Raw genomic sequence first — 26,956 nt, 5'->3', positions numbered from 1 at the left:
GGTGAGGAGTAAGCAAAATGAGCAAGATGGCGGAATATGACGGCCCGATCCTGGAGATCGACAAGCTGTCAATTTCATTCTTTACCCGCCTGCGGGAAATTCCCGCTGTGATGGACTTCTCGGTCAGTGTGCAGCCCGGCGAGGCTGTGGGCTTGGTCGGCGAGTCCGGGTGCGGAAAATCAACCGTTGCGCTGGGTGTCATGCAGGATCTGGGCAAGAACGGTCGGATCGTGGGTGGTACGATCAAGTTCAAAGGTCGGGATCTGGCGGAAATGTCGGCGGAAGAATTGCGCGACATTCGCGGCAATGAAATCGCGATGATCTATCAGGAACCGATGGCCTCGCTGAATCCGGCGATGAAAATCGGCAAACAGCTGATGGAAGTGCCGATGATCCACGAAGGCGTGAGCGCGGAAGAAGCCTATTCACGGGCATTGGAAGTGGTGACGGATGTGCGTCTGCCTGACCCGGAGCGTATGCTGAATTCTTTCCCGCATCAGCTTTCAGGTGGTCAGCAGCAGCGGATCGTTATTGCGATGGCGCTGATGTCAAAACCGGCGCTGCTGATCCTGGACGAGCCTACAACAGCATTGGACGTGACTGTTGAGGCCGCGGTGGTCGAACTGGTCAAGGACCTGGGTAAAAAGTACGGCACGTCGATGCTGTTCATTTCGCACAACCTCGGTCTGGTGCTGGAAACGTGCGACCGTCTGTGCGTGATGTATTCGGGTGAAGCGGTCGAGCGCGGCTCGATCAAGGACGTCTTTGACGAGATGCAACACCCCTACACGCAGGCGCTGTTCCGCTCGATCCCTTTGCCGGGTGCCGACAAGAACTCTCGCCCACTGGTAGCCATTCCGGGGAACTTCCCCCTGCCCCATGAGCGGCCTCCAGGCTGTAACTTTGGGCCGCGCTGCGACTATTTCGAAGAAGGGCGCTGCGACGCAAAAGACATTCTGATGGAGGCTGTGCCCGGAAACGACAGGCACCACACGCGCTGTCTGAAATTCCAGGAAATCGACTGGAACGCCCCCATCACCGTGGGTGAGCAGAAAGAGAAAGGTGAGATTGGCCGGACCGTCCTGAAGATGGACAACCTTAAGAAATACTACGAGGTTGCGGCAAATGCTCTGTTTGGTGGCGGCGAAACGAAGGTCGTTAAGGCCAACGAGACGCTGAGCTTTGAGGCCCACGAGTCCGAAACGCTTGCAATTGTTGGCGAGTCCGGCTGCGGCAAGTCTACCTTCGCCAAAGTACTGATGGGGCTTGAAACCGCTACGGACGGTCAAATCCTTCTAGACAACCGCAATATCGAACAGGTGCCCATTGAGGAACGGGATGCCAAGACCGTTGGCGAAGTTCAGATGGTGTTCCAGAACCCATTCGACACGCTGAACCCATCGATGACCGTGGGGCGTCAGATTATTCGCGCGCTAGAGATTTTTGGCGTCGGAAACTCTGAGGCCGAGCGCAAGAAGCGGATGCTGGAGCTGTTGGATCTTGTGAAACTGCCGCGCGCCTTTGCAGATCGGATGCCGCGTCAGTTGTCGGGTGGTCAGAAGCAGCGCGTGGGTATCGCGCGCGCGTTTGCCGGTGATGCACGCATCGTGGTTGCGGACGAGCCGGTCTCGGCCCTGGATGTGTCGGTGCAGGCGGCCGTGACCGACCTGCTGATGGAAATCCAGCGCGAGCATAAAACCACCTTGCTGTTCATCAGCCACGACTTGTCCATTGTGCGTTACCTCAGCGACCGCGTGATGGTGATGTATCTGGGCCATGTGGTCGAGCTGGGCACCACCGATCAGGTTTTTGCCCCACCTTACCACCCCTATACCGAGGCGCTGCTGAGTGCGGTTCCCATTGCGGATACCTCGATCGAGAAACAGCATATCGTTCTGGAAGGCGATATCCCTTCTGCCATGAACCCGCCCCCGGGTTGCCCGTTCCAGACACGATGCCGCTGGAAGTCCGAAGTGCCGGATGGACGCTGCGAATCTCATGTGCCACCGGTGCAGACCCTCGCGGATGGGCATCAGGTGAAATGCCATCTAACCGAAGACATTCTGGCGAAGATGGAGCCGGTGATCAAAGTCGCCGCAGAGTAACCTTGCCAACTAGACCTAAAAAGGGCCGGTCATTGACCGGCCCTTTCTGTTGGCGCCGCGTTTTGCGGGGAGACAGGCGGCGCTTAGGAATATGCGTGAGTAGCGGTTCCCGGTGTGTCCTCAGCCTGTCATGACATTGTTTCCGAAGTGCATGAACTCTTGGTTCATTCCGGCAACGTCACCGGCCTCAAGCTGCAAGCTGGCACTTTCGAGCATTTTATAGCTTTGCTGCCCTTTCACCCAATCATCCGCCGATTGCAGCGTGGTCAGTGTGTAAGAGGTGACCTCGTTCAGGTAATGGGTAGGAATGATAACCTTAGGCTTGAGCTTAGACACAATATCATTGCCCTGCTCAAAGCTGAGGATATGTTCTGATCCGTCCACTGGCAGCGTTAGAACATCCACCTGTCCGATGGCATCCCAGAACTCCTGAGGCGGGTTATGACGGTTGTCGCCCCAGATCAGAGTTCGAATTCCGCCGGTTTCAACCAGATAGACCACCATATCCATGTGGCCCACATTGTTCGGCGGACAGGCTTCTGCCCCGAACTCGGCCAGCGCGTTGGTCCAATCATACCACCCGGGCGCAACGCAGGCGTGCTTGTCTGCAAAGCCGGTGATCTTGAGATCGGCGAATTCAAAATTGCCTACCATCCGGTCCAGCACCATGGTCGAACTTGGCCGTTCAATTGCGTCATGGTCAAAATGCGCGTGCGTCGACAGAGTGATATCCACAGGGATCTGAGGAAACTCGTTTCGGAACCACAAACCCCACGCCCCCGACGGATCATCACGCCAGGGATCGAACAGAGCCGTCGCCCCGTTGGGTGACGTGATCTTGATAGCGCAATGACCGTAATAATCGATACCAACCGCCCCGGTGCTGGCCTGCCCGGTGGACCCCTGCAGGTCGATCACATGGTTGTTGTTCCCGGGTTGCAACCACGCCTGTGATTGCGCTTGGGCTGGGTTCGCCCCCAGAACAGAAGCTGTCGCGCCAACACCAGCAGCGCCTGCCACCATGAAGAACGACCGTCGTGAAAGCCCTGGTGCAAGGTGATCCTTGTCCCCTTTCATGATGGTCGGCTTCAGATCTTTGCGATCCATGGGATGTTCCTCTCTGTTGGATGTGTGCAGTTCGTCCGCACCTCATGACAGAGCGTAACAAGCCAATGCATATTGGCTCAGACCGAAAAAATAGGGGTGAAATATGGGGGCGTTCCCCATATTTGATGTTCACGAAATCGAGAGCAGATGGCTTCGCAGGTTCTGGTCGCGCCCTTCAAGACCCAGCTTTCGGCGGATGTTGTTGCGGTGGAAATCGATTGTTGACGTCTCTCGGGACAGAGCCTTGGCAATGTCTTTGGTTGTTTTTCCAAACATGACCATCTGCGCGATCTCAATCTCGGTCGGGGTCATGACCGCAAAGGCGTCTGTTAGTTTGTCTGACAGAGACGACGTTATCTCGCTCAGGTTTTTTTCTGCCAGATCGAGATAGACATTCTGTGCCTCGTCATCGGCAAGTTGCGCGCGCACTTTCTCAAGATACGGTAAAACCCGGCCACGGACCTGTTCAACGATCTCGAGATCGCGGCTCTTTCGATCATCCTCCAGACTAGACAGCAACACCCGCAATGCGGTGTTCGTTTCCTGCAACTCACGGGTGCGGTCCGAAACACGGGTTTCAAGTTGCGCCAGCGTTTCGTTCAGCTTTTCTTCCAGAGCGCGACGCAGGTAAACCTCTTGCAACAAAGCCAAATCTGACTCGACCATGCGCGCAAACTGGGTCAACCCTTCGCGAAACAACAACGCCCTGCGGTTTTGTTTGCGATCAAGAACGCAGATTGTGCCAAACACCGATCCGTCCGGCCACTTCAAGGGCAGCCCGATGTAGAACGTCATCCCGTGTTCCAGGTCTTCGTTGTCGGACCAAACCGGGTCACAGGAGGCATCCTCGACCACCAGTTCTCCGTCCCGTTGAAGCACACCCTGACAATAAAGCTTGGGATTCAACTGAAAACTCATCCCAACCGGATAGGGATTTTCTGGATGGTCCGATGTAATCAGAACTGCATGATCCGGCGCATCGGTCTTCATGATCAGGCTTGCAGGCACATCTGCCAACTCAGCCACCAGATCGACCAATTGTTGCCAGTTGGCCAGCGTTTCCTTTGGAATCTGTGGGTGATCAGCGGGCATGGCAGACCTCAGTTGTGACTGGGCGATACCCGATCAGGTTAGTTGGTCCGAATGCAGAGAATCAAGAAACGCGCCCTCTGCGCCGCAGCATCATGCCTATCCGCCCCAGATGACCTTCACGTAGTTCTGGGTTTCTTTGTATGGCGGTATGCCACCGTGCTTTTCGACCGCTTTTGGACCTGCGTTATAAGCGGCCAGGGCCAGCGGCCAGGATTTGAACTTGCGATACTGCCACGACAAATAACGCGCCCCACCCTCAAGGTTTTGTTTTGGGTCGTGTGGGTTGACCCCCAAAAGCTCAGCGGTCTGAGGCATCAGCTGCGCCAGTCCCAGCGCGCCTTTGTGAGATTTCGCCTGCGGGTTCCAACCGCTTTCCTGCTGCACGAGCCGCAGAAACAGATCTTCGGGGATGTTGTGCAACCGGGCTGCCTGACGCGCCAGATCCAGATATTGGCCGCGATACTTGCCGGTATAACGCTTGCTGGTCTGCGCACGCGAGGTTTTGGGCTTGAGACGCTCAGAATCCCGATACTGCGTGGCTGCGCGCGAATCCAACACTTTGGATTGCTTCAGGAAAATATCCTTTCGGCTTTTGGTAGACAGCGTTTGCGCCTGCACAGGCGCAACAGCCAGCACAAGGCAGACAACAGAAAACCCAGCAACCCAAGAACGCATCAATGCCAATCCTGCTCGATCAGAAACCAGTGGGAGTATAGGTATTCCCGACAAAAATGAAAGCTTGGTAAACATCAAAGTAAGACTCTTGTTGAACACTGTTGTATCAACTGTGTTCCAACCACGATGCAGGCCGTATAGGGTCTCACGAAACAAGCCGCGCCGGATTCGGCGCATATACGCGAAACAGAACGAGGAATTACATGGCGGGTTCAGTCAACAAGGTCATTCTGGTAGGTAATCTTGGCCGCGACCCCGAGGTTCGGTCGTTTCAGAACGGCGGCAAAGTGTGCAATCTGCGCATTGCCACCTCGGAAAACTGGAAAGACCGCAACACAGGCGAGCGTCGCGAACGTACGGAATGGCATTCGGTTGCCATCTTCTCAGAGCCTTTGGCCCGCATTGCTGAACAATATTTGCGCAAGGGCAGCAAGGTCTACATCGAAGGTCAGCTGGAAACCCGCAAGTGGCAGGACCAGTCCGGTCAGGACCGTTATTCGACCGAAGTGGTTCTGCGCCCCTATCGCGGTGAACTGACCCTTCTGGACAGCCGTGGCGAAAGTGGCGGCGGCAGTGGCGGTGGTTATGGCGGCGGCCAAGCTGGCGGTGGCTACGGCGACCCTTACGGTGGCCCGTCCAGCTCACCAGCGCCTGCATCGGGTGGAATCGACGACGACGAGATTCCGTTCTAAACGAAACGGAGATACAACATGACATGGTCCTTCTCTCTCGGCCGGTTGCTCGGGTCCGAACTGAGGGTCCATGTCACCTTCTTTCTGCTGTTGGCCTGGGTCGGCTTTGCAGCCTATTCCGTGGGCGGCCTTCCGGCGGCCATCGACAACCTTGTATTTGTCCTCGCGCTGTTTGCTTGTGTGGTTGCGCATGAATTTGGCCATGCCCTCATGGCCCGGCGCTATGGTATCAAAACCCCTGACATAACTCTGCTGCCCATCGGTGGGTTGGCCCGGCTTGAACGCATGCCGGAAAAACCGATGCAAGAGGTCTATGTGGCGCTTGCGGGTCCTGCAGTGAACATCGTCATCTGGATCGTGCTTGTTGCCCTTGGCGCGGGGACGCCCTTTGAAACTTTTTCGCAGATAGACGCGCCCGGCACAGGGTTGTTGGACAGGCTGGCCTATATCAACCTGCTGCTGGCTGCTTTCAATATGATACCCGCCTTTCCCATGGACGGGGGGCGGGTGTTCAGGGCTCTGCTGTGCCTGCGCATGGACCGGGTCAAGGCAACGCGTTTGGCCGCAATAGGTGGCCAGATCGTCGCCATCGGCCTTGGCTTTCTTGGTCTTAGCACCGCAAACCCCATCCTTGTCCTGATTGCGGTATTTGTGTTCATCGCAGCCAACGCAGAAAGCCAAGATGTTGCATTGCGGTCCGCCGCCCGCCGCGTCTTGGCCCGGGACGCCATGATCACCGAGTTTCACGCCTTATCCCCCGGCGACACGCTCAGCACAGCGGCGCAAGCCGTCATTCATACAACACAGCACGAATTTCCTGTCCTGGAGGATGATCGTGGCCTGCTGGGTTTCGTAACCCGAGATCGCTTGTTCGCCGCTCTGGCCAGCGATCAGCCTCGATCAACTACTGCGCTTTCGGTGATGGATGCCAATATCCCTTCGGTTTCGCTGACGACAGGGCTCGAGGGCGTATTGGCACATTTGCACAAAGGTGCACCGGCCATTGCAGTTGTCACGCAGGACGGGCGCATGGTGGGCTATATCACGCGTGAGAATATCGGTGAACTCATGGTGATTCAGGGCCGCTAGGGCCCTGTTTCACACCGTTGCCAAAGCGTCTGACAGGACTGACAGAACAGCGTCTTTCGGAACATCAGACGTAACAAAAGCCTGCCCGATGCCGCGCGCGAGGATGAAGCGCAATTGCCCGTCAACAACCTTCTTGTCCTGCCCCATCAGTTCCACCAACGCGTCGGCACTTGGTAGATCACCCGGAATATCGGCAAGATCGGTTTTCATCCCCATCGCGCGCAGATGCGCCCGCACACGGCTTGGGTCTTCCTGCGAACACAAGCCAAGACGCGAGGACAGTTCAAACGCTAGCGCACAGCCGATGGCGACGCCTTCGCCATGCAGCAACCGGTCGGAATACCCTGTTGCCGCCTCAAGCGCGTGGCAGAACGTATGCCCCAAGTTCAGCAAAGCACGATCACCCTGTTCAGTTTCATCCCGTGCAACGATATCGGCTTTCATCTGCACAGAACGCGTGACGGCCCGCACCCGCGCCGCCATGTCTCCGGTGGACACGCTTGGGCCGTTTTGTTCGAGCCAGTCAAAGAATTCCGCGTCACCCAGCAGACCGTATTTCACGACCTCACCATAGCCCGACAAAAAATCCCTCTGGGTCATGGTCCCCAGGACCGAGGTATCGGCCAAAACCAGCGATGGTTGATGAAACGCCCCAATCAGGTTTTTACCCTGAGGCGCATTGATCCCGGTTTTGCCCCCAACCGAGCTGTCGACCTGTGCCAGCAGCGAGGTGGGGATCTGCACAAACCTGACCCCGCGGCGCAGGACAGCCGCAGCAAAACCTGCAAGGTCGCCAATGACACCACCACCCAAAGCCACAACCACGTCACGGCGTTCGACTTTCTCGGCCAGCAGCCATTCAACCGCGCGTTCGAAATGTGGCCAGCTTTTTGTGGTTTCGCCAGCGGGCAAAGCCAGCGCGGTCATCTCGATCCCCGCAGCACTGAGTCCCGCGCGCAACGCGTCCAAATGCAGGTCAGCCACGTTTTCATCGGTTAGGACAGCGACTTTGGGGCGCGGTAGCAAGGGCGAAATCCACTCTCCTGCCCGCGCCAGCAGATCCGGCCCGATTTCAACATCATACGAACGGTCGCCCAGATCCACATGTACTGTTTGATGCATTACTTCAGTTCCAAAACATCGGGGCGCGCCAACAAAGCGTCGACAACCCTGTCCACCATATTTTCGATCGAGGTTTCGCCATCCGACTCTGCGATCAAATCCGCCTCGGCATAAACGGGCACGCGCGCCTCGTAGAGAGCCTTTAGTGTCGCATAAGGATCAGCCGTTCGAAGCAACGGACGCGTGTCTTTGTGACGTACCCGGTTCCACAAAACGTTCAGGTCGGCCCGAAGCCAGACCGAAGCGCCCTTCTGGCTGATTGCAAGGCGATTCTGAGGTTGCAGAAACGCCCCTCCTCCGGTGGACAGGATGCCCTTTTTCTCCTCCAGAAGACGTCCGATAACCTGCGTTTCTTTCGCACGGAAAAAGGGTTCGCCATCCCGTTCGAAGATTTCCGGGATGGTCATGTTGGCGGCTGATTCGATCTCAGCGTCGCTGTCCAGAAACGGAACGCCAAGGCGCGCGGCCAAGGCGCGGCCCACAGCGGTCTTGCCTGCCCCCATCATCCCCACCAGAACCACGGTTTTGTGCAGATGAAATCTGCCCTGTGTGTCCGAGATGTGCTTGTTATGCTTAATTTCGCTCATTTCACCGTGAATGACGTGATCTTGGGAAAAATGCCAGTTATAACTTGGCCAAAATCAAAAATTGAGGCAGCGTGGCGCCATGGGCCGTCTGATCAAATTCGTGATATATGTTCTTTGCCTGGGTTTCATTGGGCTGGTGGCTTATGCCTATGTCGGGCCGTTCTTCGGCGCGGATTTTTCGGCGCCTCAAAGTGAAATCCGCGAACCGGTCGAACTGGATGTCAACTAAATCGGCGCTTTTCGCCATCTTTCTGGCAGGATCGGCGCAGGCACAGGACCCTTTGTCGGCCATCGAATGGCTGACAAACCCTCCTGAAAACCTGCCCGGAACTGTTCTGTTGGAACCGCCAGTGACGCAGAACGGCGCGTTACCGGATATCGAAGTCACCTCATTGGAAGCCTTGTCGCGTCCGCTCGGTCTTGTGTCATCATCTGTGACAGGCCTTCCGATTGATCTTTGGCAAAGCAGTGATCCCAAGCGTCTGGCTGACCTGATTGCCAAGACCCCGGTCCGTCACAACCCCGCCATGCAGCGCTTGTTGTTCACGTTGCTCTTGTCGGAAACACGCGCCCCATCCGGGTCAGACGCGCAAGAGGTTTTGCTGTTGGCGCGTCTGGATCGGCTGATGCAACTGGGCGCCGCAGATCCGGTGCAGTCGCTTGTGCAATTGGCTGGACCCACGGACACGCAAGAGCGGTTTCAACGCTGGTTTGACGCGACACTACTGACCGGCGATGAAGACCGCAGCTGCACTGCGCTTATTGCTGAACCGCATCTGTCGCGGGACTATGCGGCGCAGATCTTTTGCAAAGCCCGACGCGGGGATTGGGTGTCCGCAGCGCTGACCCTGGAAGCCGCACATGCGCTAGAACTTCTTCCACCAGAAGAATTGGCGGTTCTTGACCGGTTTCTCAGCCCCGAGCTGTACGAAGACGCGGCATATCTGCCGCAGCCCGAGGCCCCCGACCCGCTGAACTTCCGCCTGTTTGAGGCTATCGGAGAACGCCTGCCATCGGCACCTTTACCTCGTGCATTTGCAAATGCAGATCTGCGCGACGTTGCAGGCTGGAAAGCCCAGATCGAAGCCGCAGAACGGCTGACGCGGATTGGCGCTTTGACCCCAAATCAGCTTTTGGGCCTATATACCGAACGGGATCCCGCCGCATCCGGCGCTGTCTGGGACCGAGTTTCGGCAGTACAACGGTTTGAAAGCGCGTTGGACACGGACAACGCGGACGCCATCGGAAAAACACTGCCTGCTGTTTGGCAACAAATGCGCAGTGTGGGCCTTGAGGTTCCCTTTGCAGAGCTTTTCGCAGAACGTTTATCGCAGGTTTCCTTACCAGTGCCCGCGACTGAAAACCTGCGATGGCGCATCCTGATGTTGTCGGACATGTACGAACGCGCGGCCCTTGCGACACCGGACAGTTCGACCGACACTTTGTTCCTGGCGGCGCTTGCCCAGGGCGATCCTGGCCGGGCCATATCGCCTTCACCCAAGGCAGATGCCATCGCACAAGGGTTTGAATGGTCGGCACCCGTACCCAGTGATATCGACACACTGCTGTCCAACGGTCAGTTGGGCGAGGCCATTTTGGAAGCAATGCAACTGTTTGCCCATGGCGCGCGCGGTAATCTGGTGGATCTGACCGGAGCAATCGCGACCTTTAGAAAGGTGGGGTTAGAGGATACAGCCCGCCGCGCCGCCCTGACACTATTGATCCTGCAAGCGCAGTGACCATGAACGGTCCGGCATCTAACGAGCTTTGGATCTCAACCTTCCTGCAAGCACAGGCGGCCGAACTTGGCGCGGCGACAAACACGTTGCTGGCTTATGGTCGTGATCTGAAAGATCTTGCTGCTTGGCTGGAGCACAGAGCGACCGGGTTAGAACAGGCCGACCGTGATCAGATCGAAGCCTACCTGATCGACTGCGATGCGCAGGGATTGTCCCGATCAACGCGTGCAAGGCGCTTGTCGGCCATCAAGCAACTCTATCGGTTTGCTTTTGAGGAAGGTTGGCGCGACGTGAACCCCGCCATTCAAATCAAAGGTCCGGGGCGGCAGAAACGTCTTCCAAAAACTTTGGATGTGCCCGAGGTGGACCGGCTGCTGGACGCCGCACGGCAAACCGGACGCACCCAGGCGGACCGCGTGCGCAACACATGTCTGATGGAATTGCTTTATGCGACCGGCATGCGCGTGACCGAGCTTGTGTCCTTGCCCGTCTCTTCGGCGCGCGGCGATCCGCGTATGCTGCTGGTGCTGGGCAAAGGCGGCAAGGAACGGATGGTGCCCCTGTCCCCACCCGCGCGGGATGCATTGGCCGCTTGGCTGACCGTGCGCGACGACGCCGAAGAGCAGACCGTGGAGAAAGGTGGCCAACGGTCCCGCTTTTTGTTCCCTTCGCGCGGAAAATCGGGCCATCTGACGCGACACAGGTTCTTTCTGCTGGTCAAGGAACTGGCCGTACACGGCGGTGTTTCACCCGAAAAAGTCACGCCACACACATTGCGACATGCCTTTGCCACGCATCTTCTGGCCAATGGCGCTGATCTGCGTTCGATCCAGACCCTGTTGGGTCACGCCGACGTCGCAACAACCGAGATTTACACCCATGTTCTGGACGAACGTCTGGCGGAACTGGTGTTGCAGCATCACCCGCTGAGCAAAGACCCCAAGAAAGACGAAGGCTAAGCCCTTGATCCGGCGGGGTGGCATCCCCATAACGGATGCAGAACTCTAACTCTCAAGGACCAATGGAACCCTCACCTTCTCTGATCGACAGCACTTTCTGGTTTACCTCTGGTGCTATCCTCCTTTTGCTCGTCTTGTCCGGCTTCTTTTCTGGCTCGGAAACAGCGCTTACGGCCTCTTCTCGCGGAAAACTCAGGGCGCAGGCCGACAAAGGATCACGCGGGGCAAAAAAGGCGCTCGAGATCACCGATGACAACGAGCGTCTGATCGGATCGGTTCTACTGGGCAATAACCTGGTCAACATTCTGGCGGCGTCTCTGGCGACTGCACTTTTCACACGACTGTTTGGTGAAAGCGGCGTGGCCTTGGCAACGTTGGTGATGACCTTGCTGGTTTTGATCTTTGCCGAAGTGCTGCCGAAGACCTACGCCATCACCAATTCTGAAAAAGCCGCATCTGCGGTTGCACCCATCATCAGCGTGGTTGTAACGGTGTTTTCGCCTATCGTTGCCGCTGTGCGATTGCTGGTGCGCGGTGTCTTGCGCCTGTTTGGGGTGCAGATCGATCCCGACAGCAACATTCTGGCCGTGCGCGAGGAAATCGCCGGAGCCCTACAACTTGGCCATTCCGAAGGCGTGGTCGAAAAGGAAGACCGCGACCGAATTCTGGGCGCGCTGGATCTGGGTGACCGCGCGGTGGAAGAGATCATGTTGCACCGCTCGAACATCGAGATGATTGATGCCGACGCCCCGCCCGAAGCGATCCTGAAACAATGCCTGGAAAGCCCACATACGCGCCTGCCCGTCTTTCGGGACGAACCGGAGAACATTGTGGGTGTTGTGCACGCCAAAGACTTGTTCCGCGCCATGTATGCGCAAGCCGGTGGCAGCGATGGCGGCACTGACCGTCTGGCCAGCTTTGATATCGGTAAAGTTGCCAATGACCCCTATTTCGTGCCGGAAACCACCACTCTGGACGACCAGATGCGTGAATTCCTGCGGATGCACAGCCATTTTGCACTGGTGGTTGACGAATACGGATCTTTGCGCGGCCTGATTACGCTGGAAGATATTCTGGAAGAGATCGTAGGCGAAATCGCAGACGAATTTGACATCGAAGAAGAGGTGCCGGTCACCCGTACAGATGATGGTCAGTTCGTTGTGGAAGGTGCTATGACCATCCGCGACGCCAACCGTGCGCTGGACTGGTCCTTGCCGGATGAAGAAGCCAACACCCTTGCGGGTTTGGTCATACACGAAGCACAGATGATTCCGGTCGTGGGTCAGGTGTTTTCGTTCCACGGATTCCGGTTCGAGGTCACCGCTCGCGAAGGCAATCGCATCACTGCTCTGAAAGTGCGTCCGCTTTAAGCATAGCGAAAACCGGTGCCCCAAATCCGGGCACCGGTCGTTGTCAAAGCCTTAGGCGAACCAGGTCCGGCTGGCGACGTAACCATCCATCAGGTCGCCGTTCGCATGCGCGGACCAACCTGTCACCTTGTCCGAATACCCATCAATGAACTGGTTGAACATCGGGTTGATCAGACCGCCTTCTTCCCAGACGATCCGGGCCATCTGACCGTAGATCTCTTTGCGCTTGCTCTCGTCCAACTCGGCGCGCGCCTTCAGCAGCAGGGCGTCGAACTGTTCGTTCTTGAAGCGGGTATCGTTCCAGTCTGCGGTGGACAGGTAACCGACGGACCACATCTGGTCCTGCACCGGGCGCCCGCCCCAATAAGACGCGCAGAACGGCTTGTTGTTCCACACCTCGGACCAATAGCCATCTGCCGGTTCACGCTGGATCTCCAGCGGGATGCCCGCCTCTTGCGCTGACAGCTGAAACAGCTGCGCCGCGTCAATCGCACCAGCAAATGCCGCGTCTGAGACGTGAAGAACGATGGGTGATCCGTCATGCCCGGATGCCTTGTAATGCTCGGCAGCTTTGGCCAGATCAAACGCACGCTGCTCCATCGAGTCGTCGAACAGAGGATAGGCTTCGTTGATCGGAATATCATTGCCAACCGAGCCATAGCCGCGCAGCACTTTTTCCACCAGTTCCTCGCGGTTGATGGCGTATTTCAGCGCCAAACGCAGGTCCTTGTTGTCGAAAGGCGCGGTGTCGCAATGCATGACAAAGATGTAGTGCCCACGGCCCGACGATGCGTTGAGCGTTACGCCTGGTGCGCGACCAAACAGTTTGGCGGTGCGTGGCGGAACGACGTTAATCGCGTGCGCCTGCCCCGCCTGCAGAGCAGCAGAGCGGGCGGTGTCATCGTTCAGAACCAAAATCTCGTGGCTGTCATAGTGGCCAACGCTGTCATCCCAGTGGTTGGCGAACTTTTCAAATGCGTAACGCACACCCGGTTCATCCGCGACCACCTTATAGGCCCCGGTCGAAATCCCGTCTGCCGGGTTGTCCATGCCGCCGCCCGGCTGCATGATCAGGTGATAATCCGACATCAGATAAGGCAGGTCAGCATTCGGAGTGGTCAGGGTGATGACCAGGTTGTCGCCATCGACCCGAATATCCTCGATCCCGCGCATGATCCCCAGCGCACCGGATTGAGCGTCGTCGTTCGAGTGACGCGCTAATGTCAGCTGAACATCCTCTGGCGTCAGGGTTTTGCCGTTGTGGAACTCTACGCCTTTGCGGATACGGAAGGTCCAGACCTTGCCATCCTCTGTTGCTTCCCAGCTTTCTGCGATGCTTGGGGCAATGCCGCCCTCCGCTGTGACAACGGTCAGCGTGTTGCCAAACGCCCGCAACGCCTTGGCGGTCACATGCGACGCCGACAGGGCAGGATCCAGCGTGTTGGTGCTTTCGCCCCCTTTCAATCCCAGAACAAAATGTCCCCCTTTCTTGGGCGTGTCCGCAAGACCCGCTTCGGCCCAGATCGTGCTGGCCACAGCTGCGCTCAGGCCCAGGGCCGCGGATTTCGCCATGAATTCCCGGCGGCTCAGCGCTTGGGGGTTGAGATCGAATTTACTCATTTCATTTCCTATCTGAGTGTCTCATGAAGGTGCAGTCGCGCGGCCCTTAGATTGATTCTGTAACAAGCGCGTGACCAACGTCTGGCGCGTCTATCCCGCCCCGCAAATGACTTCCACGACAAGTTTTGTCGCATTTGGCATTGCGCCCAAGGGCGCGCTGCGCACACTGGCGGAAATCAATCGGAGGTCCCTATGAAATTGCAAACCCGCGTGGTGGTCATCGGCGGCGGTGTCGTCGGCTGTTCCGTTCTGTATCACCTGACCAAACTGGGTTGGTCAGATGTCATGCTGCTGGAACGCTCTGAACTGACCAGCGGGTCGACTTGGCATGCGGCGGGCGGGTTTCACACGCTGAACGGTGACACAAACATGGCCGCGCTGCAGGGCTATACCATCCGGCTGTATAAGGAACTGGAAGAGATCACTGGCATGTCCTGCGGCCTGCACCATGTGGGCGGCGTGACGCTGGCCGACAATCAGGACCGCTTCGACATGCTGTTGGCAGAACGCGCCAAGCACCGTTTCATGGGGCTTGAGACGGAAATCGTCGGACCGGACGAGATCAAGAAGATCGCGCCTATCACCAATACCGATGGCATCATCGGCGCGCTGTATGATCCTCTGGACGGGCATCTGGATCCGTCGGGCACCACTCATGCCTATGCCAAGGCCGCTCGCATGGGTGGGGCAACAATCGAAACCCATTGCATGGTACGCGAAACCAACCAACGTCCCGATGGTACTTGGGATGTGGTCACCGACAAGGGCACCATTCACGCCGAGCATGTGGTCAACGCAGGCGGCCTATGGGCGCGTGAAGTGGGCGCGATGGCCGGTGTATACTTCCCTCTGCACCCGATGGAGCACCAGTATCTGGTCACGGATTCGATCCCGCAGATCGAAGCGATCATTGATGCGGGTGGCGAGCATCCTCATGTGATGGACCCGGCTGGCGAAAGCTACCTTAGACAAGAAGGACCTGGGCTTTGTATCGGGTTCTACGAGCAGCCTTGCAAACCCTGGGCCGTGGACGGCACGCCGTGGGAGTTTGGTCACGAACTGCTGCCTGATGACTATGACAAAATCACCGATAGCATCGAGTTCGCCTACAAACGTTTCCCGGTTCTGGCCGAGGCTGGCGTGAAATCGGTGATCCACGGACCATTCACTTTCGCGCCCGACGGAAATCCGCTGGTCGGGCCTGTTCCAGGCATACGCAACTACTGGTCTGCCTGCGGAGTCATGGCGGGCTTCAGCCAGGGTGGCGGTGTCGGCCTGACGCTGGCGCAATGGATGATCGAGGGAGAGCCAGAACGCGACGTTTTTGCCATGGACGTGGCCCGGTTCGGCGACTGGATCAGCCCCGGTTATACCCGCCCCAAAGTCATCGAGAACTATCAGAAACGCTTCAGCGTCGCCTACCCGAACGAGGAACTGCCAGCAGCGCGCCCAAACCGCACGACGCCGATGTACGACATCTTCAGCGATCTGGGCGCAGTCTGGGGCCAGCAATATGGGCTCGAGGTCGCCAACTACTTTGCCCAAGGGGATGAGCCGGACTACGAAACGCCTTCATTCCGCCGCTCTGATGCCTTTGAAGCGACGGGACGCGAAGTGCGTGCCGTGCGTGAGAACGTTGGCATCAACGAGGTCCATAACTTCGGTAAATACCGGATCACCGGACCAGCGGCCCGGGATTGGCTGGACCGGATCATGGCGGGGCGCATTCCAAAACCCGGACGCCTGTCCCTGACACCGATGCTGTCGCCTAAAGGCAAACTGATTGGCGATTTCACCGTGTCGTGCCTGAGCGAAACCGAGTTTCAGTTGACGGCCTCCTATGGCAGCCAGGCGTTCCACATGCGCTGGTTCCTGCAAAATGCGCAGGATGGCGTTTCCATCGAGAACATCAGCGACCGCTTGAACGGGTTTCAGATCGCCGGTCCCAAGGCAACGCAGGTTCTGGCCGCCTGCACCCGAGATGACCTGAGTGATTTTCGGTTTCTTGATGTTCGCCGCATGACCGTTGGCATGACCGAATGCATCGTTCAGCGGGTCAGCTATACCGGCGATCTTGGGTACGAGATCTACTGTGATCCTATGGCGCAGCGGCAACTCTGGTGGACCTTGTGGGAAGCCGGCCAAGCGCATGGCATGGTTCCATTTGGGATGCGCGCAATGATGAGCCTGAGGCTGGACAAGTTTTTCGGCTCGTGGATGCGAGAATTCTCGCCCGACTACACCGCTGCGGAAACTGGGCTGGACCGCTTTATCTCATTCCGTAAGAACAGCGACTTTATCGGCCGCGCCGTTGCCGAGGCGGAACGTGCTGACGGAACCGCCCGCACATTGGTCGCCTTCGAAGTTGATGCAAACGACGCAGATGTGAACGCTTATGAGCCGATCTGGCTGGACGGTATTGTGGTCGGTTTCTGTACATCGGGCGGGTACTCTCACTTCGCACAGAAATCTATTGCGATGGGTTTCTTACCTTCTGACCGCGTGTCCGATGGATTAGAGGTCGAAATCGAAATCCTTGGGCAGATGTGTAAGGCAAAAGTACTCTCAACGCCTTTGTTTGACCCGGACGGTGCACTTATGAGGGGATGACACTCCGGTTGACCGGCGGCATTGTGACGGCATGACTGATATTCCCATCATCCTGCTGGCCGCCGGACAATCCAGCCGCATGGGCGGCGTGGACAAGTTGATGCAAATGATTGACGGGGTCCCCTTGTTGACGCGATCAGCACGCAGCGCTCAGGCTGTCGGCCCCGTGCTTGCTGCCCTGCCCCCAAACCCGCACCCTAGATATGACGCGCTGAGTGGCATGGATGTTCAGACAGTACCGGTCCCGGACGCATCAGAGGGCATGAATGCAAGCCTGCGCGCTGCGATGCGACGGGTTTCACCTGACGCTCCGGCAGTTATGGTCTTGTTGGCCGATCTGCCGGATCTTTCCAGTACCGATTTGGCTGCGGTTGTGAACGCACGCAAAACCCACCCCGACAACCTTGTCTGGCGCGGTGCCACCGCGCAGGGCAAACCCGGTCATCCGGTGATCTTTGACCGAAGCCTTTTTCGCCAACTCTCAGATTTGCAGGGCGATGACGGTGCTCAGCAGGTGGTGCGGGCTCATCAAGGCAAAGTACATCTGCACCGCTTGCCAGACCGAAACGCTCTGCTGGACCTGGATACACCCGATGACTGGAACGCTTGGCTCAAAAATCGGCTCCTAAAATAAACACGGCCCGGTCTTGAAGACCGGGCCGGTGCCCAAAACAGGACTACCACTTTTCTCAATCCCAAAAGTCTGGTCAGCTTGCCTTCACGACAACCCGACTACATAGCAACCAAACCTAAACAAGACCCCCTCGTTAACACGCCGCTAAAACTCTCGGTGACTGAGTGAACCAGCAGCGCCCCCTAGCGCTTTTGGCTCCCCCTCACTTGGGCATGTTCATCCTCACTGATCTGAACACGCGAAACAACGTAAAATTGGAAGGTATGGTTAACTTAGCTCAACTTTGAATGGTTTTTGGGCAACAACGCTCCACGGGTCAATCAACCTATAGGGGATTGAACGATTGTACACACGATAACGATTCGAGGTTATGCACAAACTTATTCGTGCTTACACCTCGCTCACGTCAAAGTTTTCACGTCAAGTCCAGCAAAACGCCAACCTGAACACAACCATTGAGGGAGCTGTATTTTTCCCCATCCTGTCGACGGATCATTGTCAACAAAACAAAAATAATTCAATGCTTTTGAAAGTTTGACGTCGATTTCAGCAACAATCCTCCGATTCGCACGCCGACAACCCGGTAAATTTAGCGAATCCCGTACTGACGTCGGCCGACACAGAACACTGGGTTTGTGGCAAAATTAAGATTTCTTCACATATCCCTAAGGAAAGACCAATCCTGCCGGTCCATCTCTTGTTTCAACGCGCAGTCGCACCTGCGCGACACATACAGGAGACAGAAATGAGCATCCGCAAATCATCGCTATTACTTCCCCGGACCTCCAACTGGATGGGCATCAGTGCCTTGGGCGCAGCCATGCTGGCAACAACTGCCATTCCATCCATGGCGGACGAGGCATTGGCTGATCTGGTCGAAACCGTTTCACCTTCGGTCGTGACCATCATCGCGGAACAAGAAATCGTACCCGGTGCGACACCCGGGCAAAACTTTGACTTCGACGGGCATCCGTTTGGCGAATTCTTCAAACGCTTCGGCGCGCCCGAAGGCTTCAACGCCCCCCAGCAAGGCCCAGCACAGGGTTTGGGCTCGGGCTTTGTTCTGGATGAAGCGGGATACATTGTCACCAATCACCATGTCGTGGAAAACGCTTCAACCGTGACCGTGCGGCTGAACGATGACCGTACCTTTGAGGCCGAGGTGATCGGAACAGACCCACTGACCGATATCGCCGTTTTGAAAATCGATGCAGACACCGCACTTCAGGCCGTTGAGATGGGCGACAGCGATGTCATCCGCGTCGGCGAAGATGTTGTGGCCATCGGTAACCCGTTTGGTCTGAGTTCAACCGTAACCACCGGTATCGTCTCGGCAAAGGGTCGCAACATTTCCGAAGGCCCCTACGCAGAGTTTATCCAGACGGACGCGGCCATCAACAAGGGCAATTCAGGTGGACCCCTGTTCAACATGGATGGTGAGGTTATTGGAGTGAATTCAGCCATTTATTCACCCAGCGGTGGGTCGGTGGGCCTGGGCTTTGCCGTGACGTCGAACATCGTAGAACACATCACCGCCGATTTGCGTGACGATGGCCAGGTTAGCCGCGGCTGGCTGGGTGTTTCGATCCAAAACGTCAGCCCGCAACTCGCGGCAGCCCTGGGGATCGATGCGTCATCCGGTGCATTGGTTTCCGACGTGGTAACCGACAGCCCGGCGGATGGCGTTCTGAAACAGGGTGATGTGATCCTGTCCTTCAATGACGAAGCCGTCGATTCCAGCAGTGATTTGCCCATTCTGGTCGGCACAACCAAAGTTGGTACTGACAGTACTTTGAAAGTCTTGCGTGACGGTAAAGAGGAAACGCTGACTTTGACCGTTGGCCAACACCAGACGGCGTCTGCTCAGGCCGATGCGCCGGTCGAAGCTGAAGTTGCAGGCACGACGCTGGGCGTCACAGTCGCCCCGCTGACCGAGACGGTACGCGCCGAGACCGGTGTGGCCGAGACGGTCGAAGGCGTTGTGGTTACAGACCTGAAACCGGACAGCCCAGCCGCAAAGGCCGGTCTGCAGCGTGGTGACGTCATCGTCAAACTTGGCAACCAGGACACGTTCACGCCTGACGCGTTGAAGGCGGCACTGGACAGCGAAAAAACCGATCCGGCGTTGGTGCTGATCAATCGCGGTGGCAGCCAGATCTTCGTCGCGGTTGAACTGGCCTAACCTTGAACACGCGCGCGCCGCTTGATGGGGATTTTCGGCGCGCGCCTCACCCGGCGGAACAGAGTTGTCCACTATCCGCCGGGCTTGCCGGGTGCATGCCCAGCACCCGGCAAGATCCCCCGAATTCAATGTGCATCACCTGAAAATTGTGTTTAAATCCCGATAGAAAGGAGTCCGCCCATGAGCCGCCGTCTGTTGATCGTGGAAGATGACGCTGACACTAGGGACTTCATCGCCAAAGGCTTCGGCGAAGAAGGCTATGTGGTTGAAACTGCAGAAGATGGCCGCGAAGGGTTGTATCACGCCACAGATGGAGGGTTCGACGCCATTGTACTGGACCGGATGCTGCCAGGCTTGGATGGGCTGTCATTGATCAAATCTCTTCGCGCAGCCGGTTTGAAAACACCCGTCCTAATGCTGACCGCCATGAGCGCGGTGGACGAACGGGTTAAGGGTCTGCGCTCGGGCGCGGACGACTATCTGGTCAAGCCGTTCTCCTTTCAGGAATTGCATGCCCGAATCGAAGCTCTTCTGAGACGTCCGCAGGAATCCGAAGAAACGCCAACGCTCACCTGCAAAGACCTTGAGATGGATCTGTTGACCCGAAAAGTCACCCGCGACGGGCACGAGATTACGCTCACCCCGCGCGAGTTCCAGATCCTAGAGTTTTTTCTGCGTCGCAAGAACCGAGTGGTGTCGCGCACTATGCTGCTGGAAGGCGTTTGGGACTATCATTTCGATCCAAACACCAATGTTGTCGACGTCCATATTTCAAAGCTGCGTCGACAATTGGATGAAGGCGGCGATACCCCGTTGATTGAAACCGTCCGCGGTGCGGGTTACATGATGTCTGATGGATAACCTGCGGCTTTCCCTGAACAATTCCAGAACAAGGCTGGTCGCGACCAGCATGTTTCTCAGCACCTTTTTGACTGCTTCGGTGCTGGCTGTGGTGTACGTCACCGCAAACCGAAGCATTGAATCCGAGACACGCTCGGTCGTCTCTGCCGAGTTGACGGGATTGGCGGATGAATATGAACGGCGAGGTCTGCTTGGGCTGATCACCGCAATTGAGCGTCGCCTGCCAAGCGCTTCTGAACGTGACGCGCTTTACCTTTTGACGGATCGGATGGGCGTCAAGCTGGTCGGCAACCTGAAATCCTGGCCCGTAAATGTGGCAGCAGGTAGCGGTTGGGTCGATCTGGAGCTTCGCCGCGCCGACAATGACCAGCTTGTCCCGGTTTCTGCCGCCTCAATCCGCCTGCCGGGCGGCGAACGTCTGCTGGTTGGTCGCGATGCCGCCACACGTCAGCAGTTTGATCGCGTCCTGTTCAGGTCGGTCGCATTGGCACTGGGGATCGCCTTTGTGCTGAGCGTGATCACCGGCTGGCTGTTCACGCGTCTGGTCTTTGCACGACTTTCGGACATAGCCAGCACGGCCGAAAACATCGTGTCTGGCGATCTATCCAAAAGAATGCCCCTGCGCGGAACAGGCGACGAATTTGACCAGGTCTCGGGCACGTTGAACAACATGCTGGACCGGATCGAAGAATTGATCAGCAACCTGCGCACCACGTCGAATTCCATAGCGCATGACCTGCGATCTCCGCTCTCGCGCCTGCGCCAGCGTGTCGAGGCCCTGTCAGAGCCGGGAAAAACCGATCTGGACCGTGAAGTCGATGTCGCCCGTGCAACGGCTGAAATAGACCACGTGCTGCGCGTGCTGGCACAACTGACCGAGATTTCACGCGCCGAAGCCGGGCTTGGGCGCGAACAGTTTGAAACCATCGACTTGCAGCAATTGGTCGGTGATGTGGTTGAACTATACGACCCTGTTGCCGCCGATCAGGGTATTTCACTAGACGTCATTGGCTCTGCCCCCCCGATCGAAGGGCACCGCCCGCTTCTGTCACAGGCCCTGTCCAACCTGCTTGAAAACGCGATGCGATATGCGCCTGCGGATTCGACCATCACGATTTCGCTGGATGCCGAAAACGGTTTTGCATGCCTGCACGTGCGCGACCAAGGCCCAGGCGTCCCACCCGAAGAACTGGATCGCCTGCAACTTCCATTCGTTACACTTGACCCTGCGCGGACAGAGCGCAACGCCGGGTTGGGACTGGCATTGGTCGCGGCGATTTCGCATATGCATGGCGGCAGGTTTGCAGCCCAAAACTGTGATCCTGGGCTACAGGCGACGATCTATCTGGCCCAGAACCCTTAAACAGGGATACCTTCTGTCGCCATCGTCTTGTTTTTATAGCGTTTGTCTTCTGTCACATCCGCCCCGAACCAATCCGGTGGGAAAAAAGCCGCGGCATCTTCTTCCGAGTCGAATTCCACTTCAACCAGACGCAAAGACGCCAGATCGCCCGAAAAGATATCCAGCTCGAACATGAGCCCATCCGGCAATTGTCCGGTGTACCGCTCTTTCTCGACACGGCGACCTTCGGTTTCGGGCCAGAACGTTTCAAACTGTTCTTCCGTAATCTGTGCCTCACGCTCAACACGGACCAAACCACCGCCACCTTTCAAAGTCAGAAAAAACGCATCGTTCTTTTGCCTCAACCGCAATTCGGTCGAGTCATCAGGCGCCGTCAAGTATCCCTGTCGCACAACGGCTTTCTGCGCACTACTCAGGTCCGGCAAGGTAGCCACCAGAAACTTGCGTTCGATTTCCTTGCTCATTGGGTTGCAACCACTCCATTTTCCAATTCTTCGAACAACGCCCGGTAGGATGCACAGGCCACGCTGCGCCCGGCATAGGTGCTGACCGGGGCGCGGAGCTGACCCATCTTTTCGATGTCCGCCGCAAAAGGCACCGTCGTCTGCAGAAACCGTTTAGGATACAGCTTGCGCATCGATACCATCGTTTCCTGATGCAGAACCTTCCGCTGCTGGACCATCGAAAAGAACGCCCTCAGCTTTTTCTTTCGCAGCCTGTGTTCATCAAAAAAGCTTACCAACTGGTCGAATGTGCGTTCAGACAGCGTTGTGGGAATAACCGGCACGACGATTTCATCCGCCGCCTTGAAGATGTTTTCTGACAGGGTCGAAAAGTTCGGCGGGCAATCCAGAATGATCACGTCATAGTCACTGCCGGCCGAAACCAGTGCTTTTTTCAAGCGCGAGCGTTTGTTCCGCATCCGGGACAGGAAGACATCGAAATCACGGAAAGTCAGGTTTGCAGGCAGCACGTCCAAACCTTCGAAATCGCTGGCCCGGATCGCTTTGGTAAACCGTTCCACGTCCTCGAAAAACCGCGCGTCCGTCAGCTTCTTTGAGGGCTTCACACGAAAGTAGAAGCCCGACGCGCCCTGAGGGTCGAGATCACACACCAAAACCTGCTTCCCCGCCTGCGCATAGGCATATGCCAGATTCACCGAGGTTGCGGTTTTGCCGACACCGCCCTTGTTGCTGTAGCAGGCAATGATCTTCATCCCTTACTCCTCATTCTGGTGAAACAAACTGCGGAACAGATGCTGGGTTTCAGGGCTGTCAAAATGCTGAAAACTGGTGATGACACGGCTGCGCTCGAATTTTTGGCGTTGATCCAGCACAGAAATCAACCCTCCCGCGGCTAAACCGATCTGTGCGTCCACGCGACCCTGCGCGTTGCTTTGCTGCGAGACAAATGTCAGCAGCGCCTCTTGTTGCACGGAATAATCATTGAACAGGCCCAGGTTATCTTGCAGCTTTTTCAGAGGCTTGAGGATTTTTTTGAATGCCTTGGCGTCAAATAGCGGGGCAAAGAACTCCATCAAATAGCGCAGTTTCTTACAGTCGATACGCAGGTCGTGAACCGTCTCATCCGGAGTGTCATCGGTGATGCTACGTGCGATTTTGCATACCTTGCGATAACGTTTCCAGATCAGCGCACAGGCATAGTCATAAGCGCCCCGGTCCGAATTTAGCCCGGGTTGCAAATGAGCGGTGCCGTCAAACTTTTCGATCAGCCGGTTCATCGAGGCGTCGTAGTCACGGCTGCGCAATCTGCGAGACAAGCGCGACAATTCCTGTTTGCGCTCTTTCTGAAACTGGTCAAACATCGCCCGCAATCCTAAATGAAGATTGGCCGGTATAAGGCTGAAATACATATCTTTTTCCAAAAGATACACATCCAGATCGCGCAGCCGCCCGGTTGGTGCCATGAGGTCCGAAAAAACGCGTTTCAGATCGGCGGTCTGGTCTTCGGAAAACACCCCTTTGAACAGGCTGACCACAGACCGGATTTTACGCAACGACACACGGTAATCATGCAGAAACTCTGTATCAATATCGGCGACTATGCCCTCTTCGTTTTGCCGGGCAACCTTCAGATAGGTGTGGATAATATCTGTCGCCACTTCAAGCGAAGGTTCCGTTTTCCCAAGCGCGATCTCGGGCTTTGCCCGGTAGGTCACCAAGCCCGGAAACAGCCCCGCATACAACGCTTCAACGTCCTGTGCGCAGCCCGGCAGTTCAACGATTGAAGAACAGACCTTTTGATAGGCACGCTCGTAACCGCGCAATCCATGCAATCGAACAACCGTAGCCCGCCCCGAGGTTGACCTCATAGACCAGATCACCCCTCTGACCTGGGTCTTTTGCAGCTCATCCAGCACGACAAAAGACTTCTCTTCCAGCTTACCAACCCCGATCTGCATCAGGGCCCTGAGCTTTGGAAAATCCTGCAACGCTGCCCGAACTTCACCGTCAGGCAGGTCCTGAACAAATCGCCCTTTACCCATGCCGTTCTGGGACAACGGGCGTTGGCCTTTTTGCAGCAAGTGCAACGCCGCACCGCTTTCGATCAGCACTCGACCCGCTGCGCGCTGGGTCTGATCATGGCAATCCAACAGCGAAAAAGGCTTGCTTGTGCCTTTTTGCTCAATCACCAAAGTTAAACCCGTCAAAGAAGCTTCAAGAGCTTTCGTGTCCATCAGCGAGGACAGAAAGAACAGAGCTTCAGGCGGCACAGTCATTCCCCCTTCTGCCGATCCTTCCTTGGTCTTTTTGTGTTCAAACACTCGACCCTCCGCGAAAGCCTCGCCTCATGCAAACGCAAGCTTGAGAAAACATCAAGACATTCCGTTTTGACCAAACGTAATCCTCGGGTGACAGGGCTGCGGGATGAACGTAAAACGAACGAATGAGCGACCCTGTTTCATCGATCCGAAACCTTGGCCCGGCTTTCGAACAAGCCTGCGCCCGTGCAGGTATTCATTCGGCGGAAGAATTGCGAGAGCTGGGGCCAGACGAGGCTTATGCCCGTCTTTTACGCGCCGGAACCAAGGCCCATTTTATCGGCTACTACGTTCTGGTGATGGGGTTGCAGGGCCGTCCATGGAACGACTGCAAAGGCGAAGAAAAGAAAGCCCTACGGCAGCGCTTTGACGCGATAAAGGCAGGCAACAGTGCCGCGCCGGAAAATAAGATGATCGCCGATCTGGATGCCATTGGCGTGCGCGTTGCACCACAAGATCTAAAGCAAGTCTGAACAAAAAAGGCCGCCCCAAGCGGAGCGGCCCAATGCTTTGGCAGAAGCGGTGGCTTAGCCGACCAGTTCGATGCCCGAGAAGAAGTACGCGATTTCTACCGCTGCGGTTTCAGGTGCGTCCGAACCGTGGACCGAGTTTTCGCCAACCGACTCGGCAAACTCGGCGCGGATGGTGCCAGCTGCCGCGTCTGCAGGGTTGGTTGCACCCATAACTTCGCGGTTCTTTGCAATGGCGCCTTCGCCTTCCAGAACCTGAACAACGACCGGAGCCGACGACATGAATTCGCACAGTTCGTCATAGAACGGACGCTCGGCGTGCACTTCGTAGAACTTGCCGGCTTGCTCTTTGGTCATGTGGATGCGCTTTTGCGCAACGATGCGCAGGCCGGCCTCTTCGAACTTGGCATTGATTTTGCCAGTCAGGTTGCGGCGGGTTGCATCGGGTTTGATGATCGAGAATGTGCGTTCCAGTGCCATGTCGGCCTCTCCTTACAATGTGGCGCGGGGCCCGCGCCGAAATCCATCGCGCGCCGCGTATCACGGTCTTTGGCTTATGAAAAGCGTTATGATGGCCCGTTCGCCGCTTTGGCGTTCAGAATGTGTCCGGCAACGGGTCGATCCGGTCGAGGCGACGGACATATAGCACTGCAAGCAACCCGGCAAAGCTGCATGCCCACATCATGCCCAGCACCAGAAAAGGCCCGTTTTCGGGGCTGACAAATGCACCCGTCATCGAGGTCAGGATTGCGCCCAGCGCCACCACCATCGCACCAGACAACCCTGCTGCGCTGCCTGCCAGCCTGGGGCGCACGGACATGACGCCTGCCGAGGCATTGGCGTTGGTCAGCCCGTTGCCGAATCCCACGCATATGGCCGAACCGAAGAACACCCAGACCGACCCAAGGCCAGCAAGAAACAGCAGCAATCCGAGGAATGGCCCGGTCGAGGCCACAATCCGTCCGATCAGGATCATCGTGGTCAGACGTGTCCGCGCCGCGATCCGGCCAGTGACGAAGTTACCCACCATGAACCCGCCGGTGATGATTCCAATGCCAAGGCCCATCATCGCAGGGCTCAGATCGAACCAAGCGGCGGCGACCAGTGGCGCGCCGGTGATGAAGCTGTAGAACCCGCCAATCGAAAACGACGCGCAAAGGGCGTAACCCCAGAACCTGCGGGCGCGAAACAGATCCGGGTATTCGCGCAGTTGGGCTGAAAAGGTGGACGAGCGGTTCATGTTGGTCTCGCCCATGTCAAACCACAGCAAAACCAACAGCCCTGCCCCCAGCACAGTGTAAAGCACAAAGCCAGAGCGCCAGCCAAAGAGCATATCCAGCCCGCCGCCCAGCATCGGTCCAAGCATCGGCGCCAAAGCCATGGCCATCGCTACATACCCCAGTTTGCTGGCCGCCTCGTTCGGTGGATACCGGTCTCTGATCGATGCGCTGGACAGAACCGACCCGGCCACCACTGCGGCCTGCAAAAGACGGAAACCCAGGAACACCCAGATCGACTCGGCCAGTGTGCAACCGATTGAGGCGACGACGAAGATCGTCATGCACATCAACAGGATCGGCCTGCGCCCGAAGCGATCAGACAGCGGCCCCATGATCAGTTGCAGCACGGCTGAAATCGCCAGATAACCGGCAACCGACAGGTTCATAAGGCCGTAATCCACGCCGAAATCTTCGCTCATGTGGGCCAGCGACGGCAGGAACATGTTCAGCGACAGCACCGACAACGCAGTGGCAAAGATCAGCGTGATCAGATGAGGGGGCGTTTGGGCCGCGCGCATGGGAAAAACCGTTCAGAAAAGCAAACGACACAGCGCTAACACATTGCGTGACGCTTGAACATGCCAAGCCGCTGGCGGCGGCATCACGCCTCTGCTAAG

At 56.9% G+C, this 26,956-nt stretch carries 24 protein-coding genes; 13 read left to right on the top strand and 11 right to left on the bottom strand.

All coding sequences use genetic code 11. The features are described from left to right. Positions 1-17 precede the first annotated feature (17 nt). A complete protein-coding gene (locus GOV90_RS01435; protein WP_171089636.1) occupies positions 18-2,105 on the top strand; it encodes an ABC transporter ATP-binding protein in 2,088 nt (695 codons plus the stop codon). A gap of 120 nt (positions 2,106-2,225) precedes the next feature. Here the strand turns inward: GOV90_RS01435 and GOV90_RS01430 are convergent, their stop codons facing one another. The 3 genes from GOV90_RS01430 to GOV90_RS01420 all read right to left on the bottom strand — a co-directional run bounded on the left by GOV90_RS01430 (position 2,226) and on the right by GOV90_RS01420 (position 4,979). Beyond that, complete coding sequence (locus GOV90_RS01430) at positions 2,226-3,212, bottom strand: MBL fold metallo-hydrolase (RefSeq protein WP_171089634.1); 987 nt, start codon at positions 3,210-3,212, stop codon at positions 2,226-2,228. A gap of 129 nt (positions 3,213-3,341) precedes the next feature. Next, positions 3,342-4,304 (bottom strand): LuxR C-terminal-related transcriptional regulator, encoded by a 963-nt coding sequence (locus GOV90_RS01425; RefSeq protein WP_171089632.1) that lies wholly within the window; start codon positions 4,302-4,304, stop codon positions 3,342-3,344. 96 nt (positions 4,305-4,400) lie between these two features. Next, positions 4,401-4,979 (bottom strand): lytic transglycosylase domain-containing protein, encoded by a 579-nt coding sequence (locus tag GOV90_RS01420; protein WP_171089630.1) that lies wholly within the window; start codon positions 4,977-4,979, stop codon positions 4,401-4,403. Between the two features lie 203 nt (positions 4,980-5,182). Here GOV90_RS01420 and ssb point away from each other — a divergent pair, with 203 nt between their 5' ends. Beyond that, positions 5,183-5,671: a single-stranded DNA-binding protein gene (gene ssb / locus GOV90_RS01415; protein ID WP_171089628.1), complete on the top strand. Its 489-nt coding sequence runs from the start codon at positions 5,183-5,185 to the stop codon at positions 5,669-5,671. Between the two features lie 18 nt (positions 5,672-5,689). After that, a complete protein-coding gene (locus tag GOV90_RS01410) occupies positions 5,690-6,760 on the top strand; it encodes a site-2 protease family protein (protein WP_171089626.1) in 1,071 nt (356 codons plus the stop codon). 9 nt (positions 6,761-6,769) lie between these two features. Here the strand turns inward: GOV90_RS01410 and aroB are convergent, their stop codons facing one another. Then, the gene (aroB, locus tag GOV90_RS01405; RefSeq protein WP_171089623.1) at positions 6,770-7,882 is read right to left on the bottom strand and encodes a 3-dehydroquinate synthase; all 1,113 of its coding nucleotides are present in this window, start codon (positions 7,880-7,882) and stop codon (positions 6,770-6,772) included. Then, positions 7,882-8,469 carry a shikimate kinase gene (locus GOV90_RS01400; protein WP_171089621.1) on the bottom strand — a complete coding sequence of 196 codons (588 nt, stop codon included), beginning with the start codon at positions 8,467-8,469 and terminating at the stop codon, positions 7,882-7,884. Before GOV90_RS01400 ends, aroB begins: the two co-directional genes overlap by 1 nt. Before the next feature lie 79 nt (positions 8,470-8,548). Here GOV90_RS01400 and GOV90_RS01395 point away from each other — a divergent pair, with 79 nt between their 5' ends. The 4 genes from GOV90_RS01395 (at position 8,549) to GOV90_RS01380 (ending at position 12,537) form a co-directional block, all read left to right on the top strand. After that, positions 8,549-8,698, top strand: coding sequence for a hypothetical protein (locus GOV90_RS01395; RefSeq protein ID WP_171089619.1), 150 nt, complete (start codon positions 8,549-8,551; stop codon positions 8,696-8,698). Continuing rightward, positions 8,688-10,208: a hypothetical protein gene (locus GOV90_RS01390; RefSeq protein ID WP_171089617.1), complete on the top strand. Its 1,521-nt coding sequence runs from the start codon at positions 8,688-8,690 to the stop codon at positions 10,206-10,208. The genes GOV90_RS01395 and GOV90_RS01390 overlap by 11 nt, the downstream gene beginning before the upstream one ends. Before the next feature lie 2 nt (positions 10,209-10,210). Then, entirely contained in the window at positions 10,211-11,167 is a 957-nt protein-coding gene (locus tag GOV90_RS01385) for a site-specific tyrosine recombinase XerD (protein ID WP_171089616.1), read from the top strand. Positions 11,168-11,229: 62 nt separating this feature from the next. After that, positions 11,230-12,537 (top strand): HlyC/CorC family transporter, encoded by a 1,308-nt coding sequence (locus GOV90_RS01380; protein ID WP_171089614.1) that lies wholly within the window; start codon positions 11,230-11,232, stop codon positions 12,535-12,537. A 51-nt stretch (positions 12,538-12,588) separates the two neighbouring features. Here GOV90_RS01380 and GOV90_RS01375 read toward each other — a convergent pair whose 3' ends face one another. Then, the gene (locus tag GOV90_RS01375) at positions 12,589-14,157 is read right to left on the bottom strand and encodes an ABC transporter substrate-binding protein (RefSeq protein ID WP_171089612.1); all 1,569 of its coding nucleotides are present in this window, start codon (positions 14,155-14,157) and stop codon (positions 12,589-12,591) included. Between the two features lie 192 nt (positions 14,158-14,349). Here GOV90_RS01375 and GOV90_RS01370 point away from each other — a divergent pair, with 192 nt between their 5' ends. The 5 genes from GOV90_RS01370 (at position 14,350) to GOV90_RS01350 (ending at position 21,807) form a co-directional block, all read left to right on the top strand. Then, entirely contained in the window at positions 14,350-16,767 is a 2,418-nt protein-coding gene (locus GOV90_RS01370) for an FAD-dependent oxidoreductase (protein ID WP_171089611.1), read from the top strand. Positions 16,768-16,798: 31 nt separating this feature from the next. Next, entirely contained in the window at positions 16,799-17,401 is a 603-nt protein-coding gene (locus tag GOV90_RS01365) for an NTP transferase domain-containing protein (RefSeq protein WP_171089609.1), read from the top strand. A gap of 745 nt (positions 17,402-18,146) precedes the next feature. After that, positions 18,147-19,583: a DegQ family serine endoprotease gene (locus tag GOV90_RS01360; RefSeq protein ID WP_171089607.1), complete on the top strand. Its 1,437-nt coding sequence runs from the start codon at positions 18,147-18,149 to the stop codon at positions 19,581-19,583. Between the two features lie 180 nt (positions 19,584-19,763). Continuing rightward, entirely contained in the window at positions 19,764-20,444 is a 681-nt protein-coding gene (locus GOV90_RS01355; RefSeq protein WP_171089605.1) for a response regulator transcription factor, read from the top strand. Next, the gene (locus GOV90_RS01350) at positions 20,437-21,807 is read left to right on the top strand and encodes an ATP-binding protein (protein WP_171089603.1); all 1,371 of its coding nucleotides are present in this window, start codon (positions 20,437-20,439) and stop codon (positions 21,805-21,807) included. The genes GOV90_RS01355 and GOV90_RS01350 overlap by 8 nt, the downstream gene beginning before the upstream one ends. Here the strand turns inward: GOV90_RS01350 and GOV90_RS01345 are convergent. The 3 genes from GOV90_RS01345 to GOV90_RS01335 are packed head-to-tail and all read right to left on the bottom strand — an operon-like array spanning position 21,804 to position 24,592. After that, the gene (locus tag GOV90_RS01345) at positions 21,804-22,271 is read right to left on the bottom strand and encodes a CYTH domain-containing protein (protein ID WP_171089601.1); all 468 of its coding nucleotides are present in this window, start codon (positions 22,269-22,271) and stop codon (positions 21,804-21,806) included. The genes GOV90_RS01350 and GOV90_RS01345 overlap by 4 nt on opposite strands. Next, complete coding sequence (locus GOV90_RS01340) at positions 22,268-23,023, bottom strand: ParA family protein (RefSeq protein WP_171089599.1); 756 nt, start codon at positions 23,021-23,023, stop codon at positions 22,268-22,270. Before GOV90_RS01340 ends, GOV90_RS01345 begins: the two co-directional genes overlap by 4 nt. Positions 23,024-23,026: 3 nt before the next feature. Next, positions 23,027-24,592, bottom strand: a complete 1,566-nt coding sequence (locus GOV90_RS01335; protein WP_171089597.1) for a CHAD domain-containing protein — start codon at positions 24,590-24,592, stop codon at positions 23,027-23,029. A 122-nt stretch (positions 24,593-24,714) separates the two neighbouring features. Here GOV90_RS01335 and GOV90_RS01330 point away from each other — a divergent pair, with 122 nt between their 5' ends. Then, positions 24,715-25,062 carry a TfoX/Sxy family protein gene (locus tag GOV90_RS01330; protein WP_171089595.1) on the top strand — a complete coding sequence of 116 codons (348 nt, stop codon included), beginning with the start codon at positions 24,715-24,717 and terminating at the stop codon, positions 25,060-25,062. 54 nt (positions 25,063-25,116) lie between these two features. Here the strand turns inward: GOV90_RS01330 and ndk are convergent, their stop codons facing one another. Both ndk and GOV90_RS01320 read right to left on the bottom strand, forming a co-directional pair. Continuing rightward, complete coding sequence (gene ndk / locus GOV90_RS01325; RefSeq protein ID WP_155143779.1) at positions 25,117-25,539, bottom strand: nucleoside-diphosphate kinase; 423 nt, start codon at positions 25,537-25,539, stop codon at positions 25,117-25,119. Positions 25,540-25,654: 115 nt separating this feature from the next. Then, the gene (locus GOV90_RS01320) at positions 25,655-26,857 is read right to left on the bottom strand and encodes a multidrug effflux MFS transporter (protein WP_171089593.1); all 1,203 of its coding nucleotides are present in this window, start codon (positions 26,855-26,857) and stop codon (positions 25,655-25,657) included. Positions 26,858-26,956: the final 99 nt, after the last annotated feature.

This window comes from Ruegeria sp. HKCCA5929, from assembly GCF_013034525.1.
Classification (GTDB): Bacteria; Pseudomonadota; Alphaproteobacteria; order Rhodobacterales; family Rhodobacteraceae; genus Ruegeria.
The sequence above is the reverse complement of the archived record's forward strand: the minus strand, read 5'-3'. Positions and strand labels throughout refer to the sequence as shown.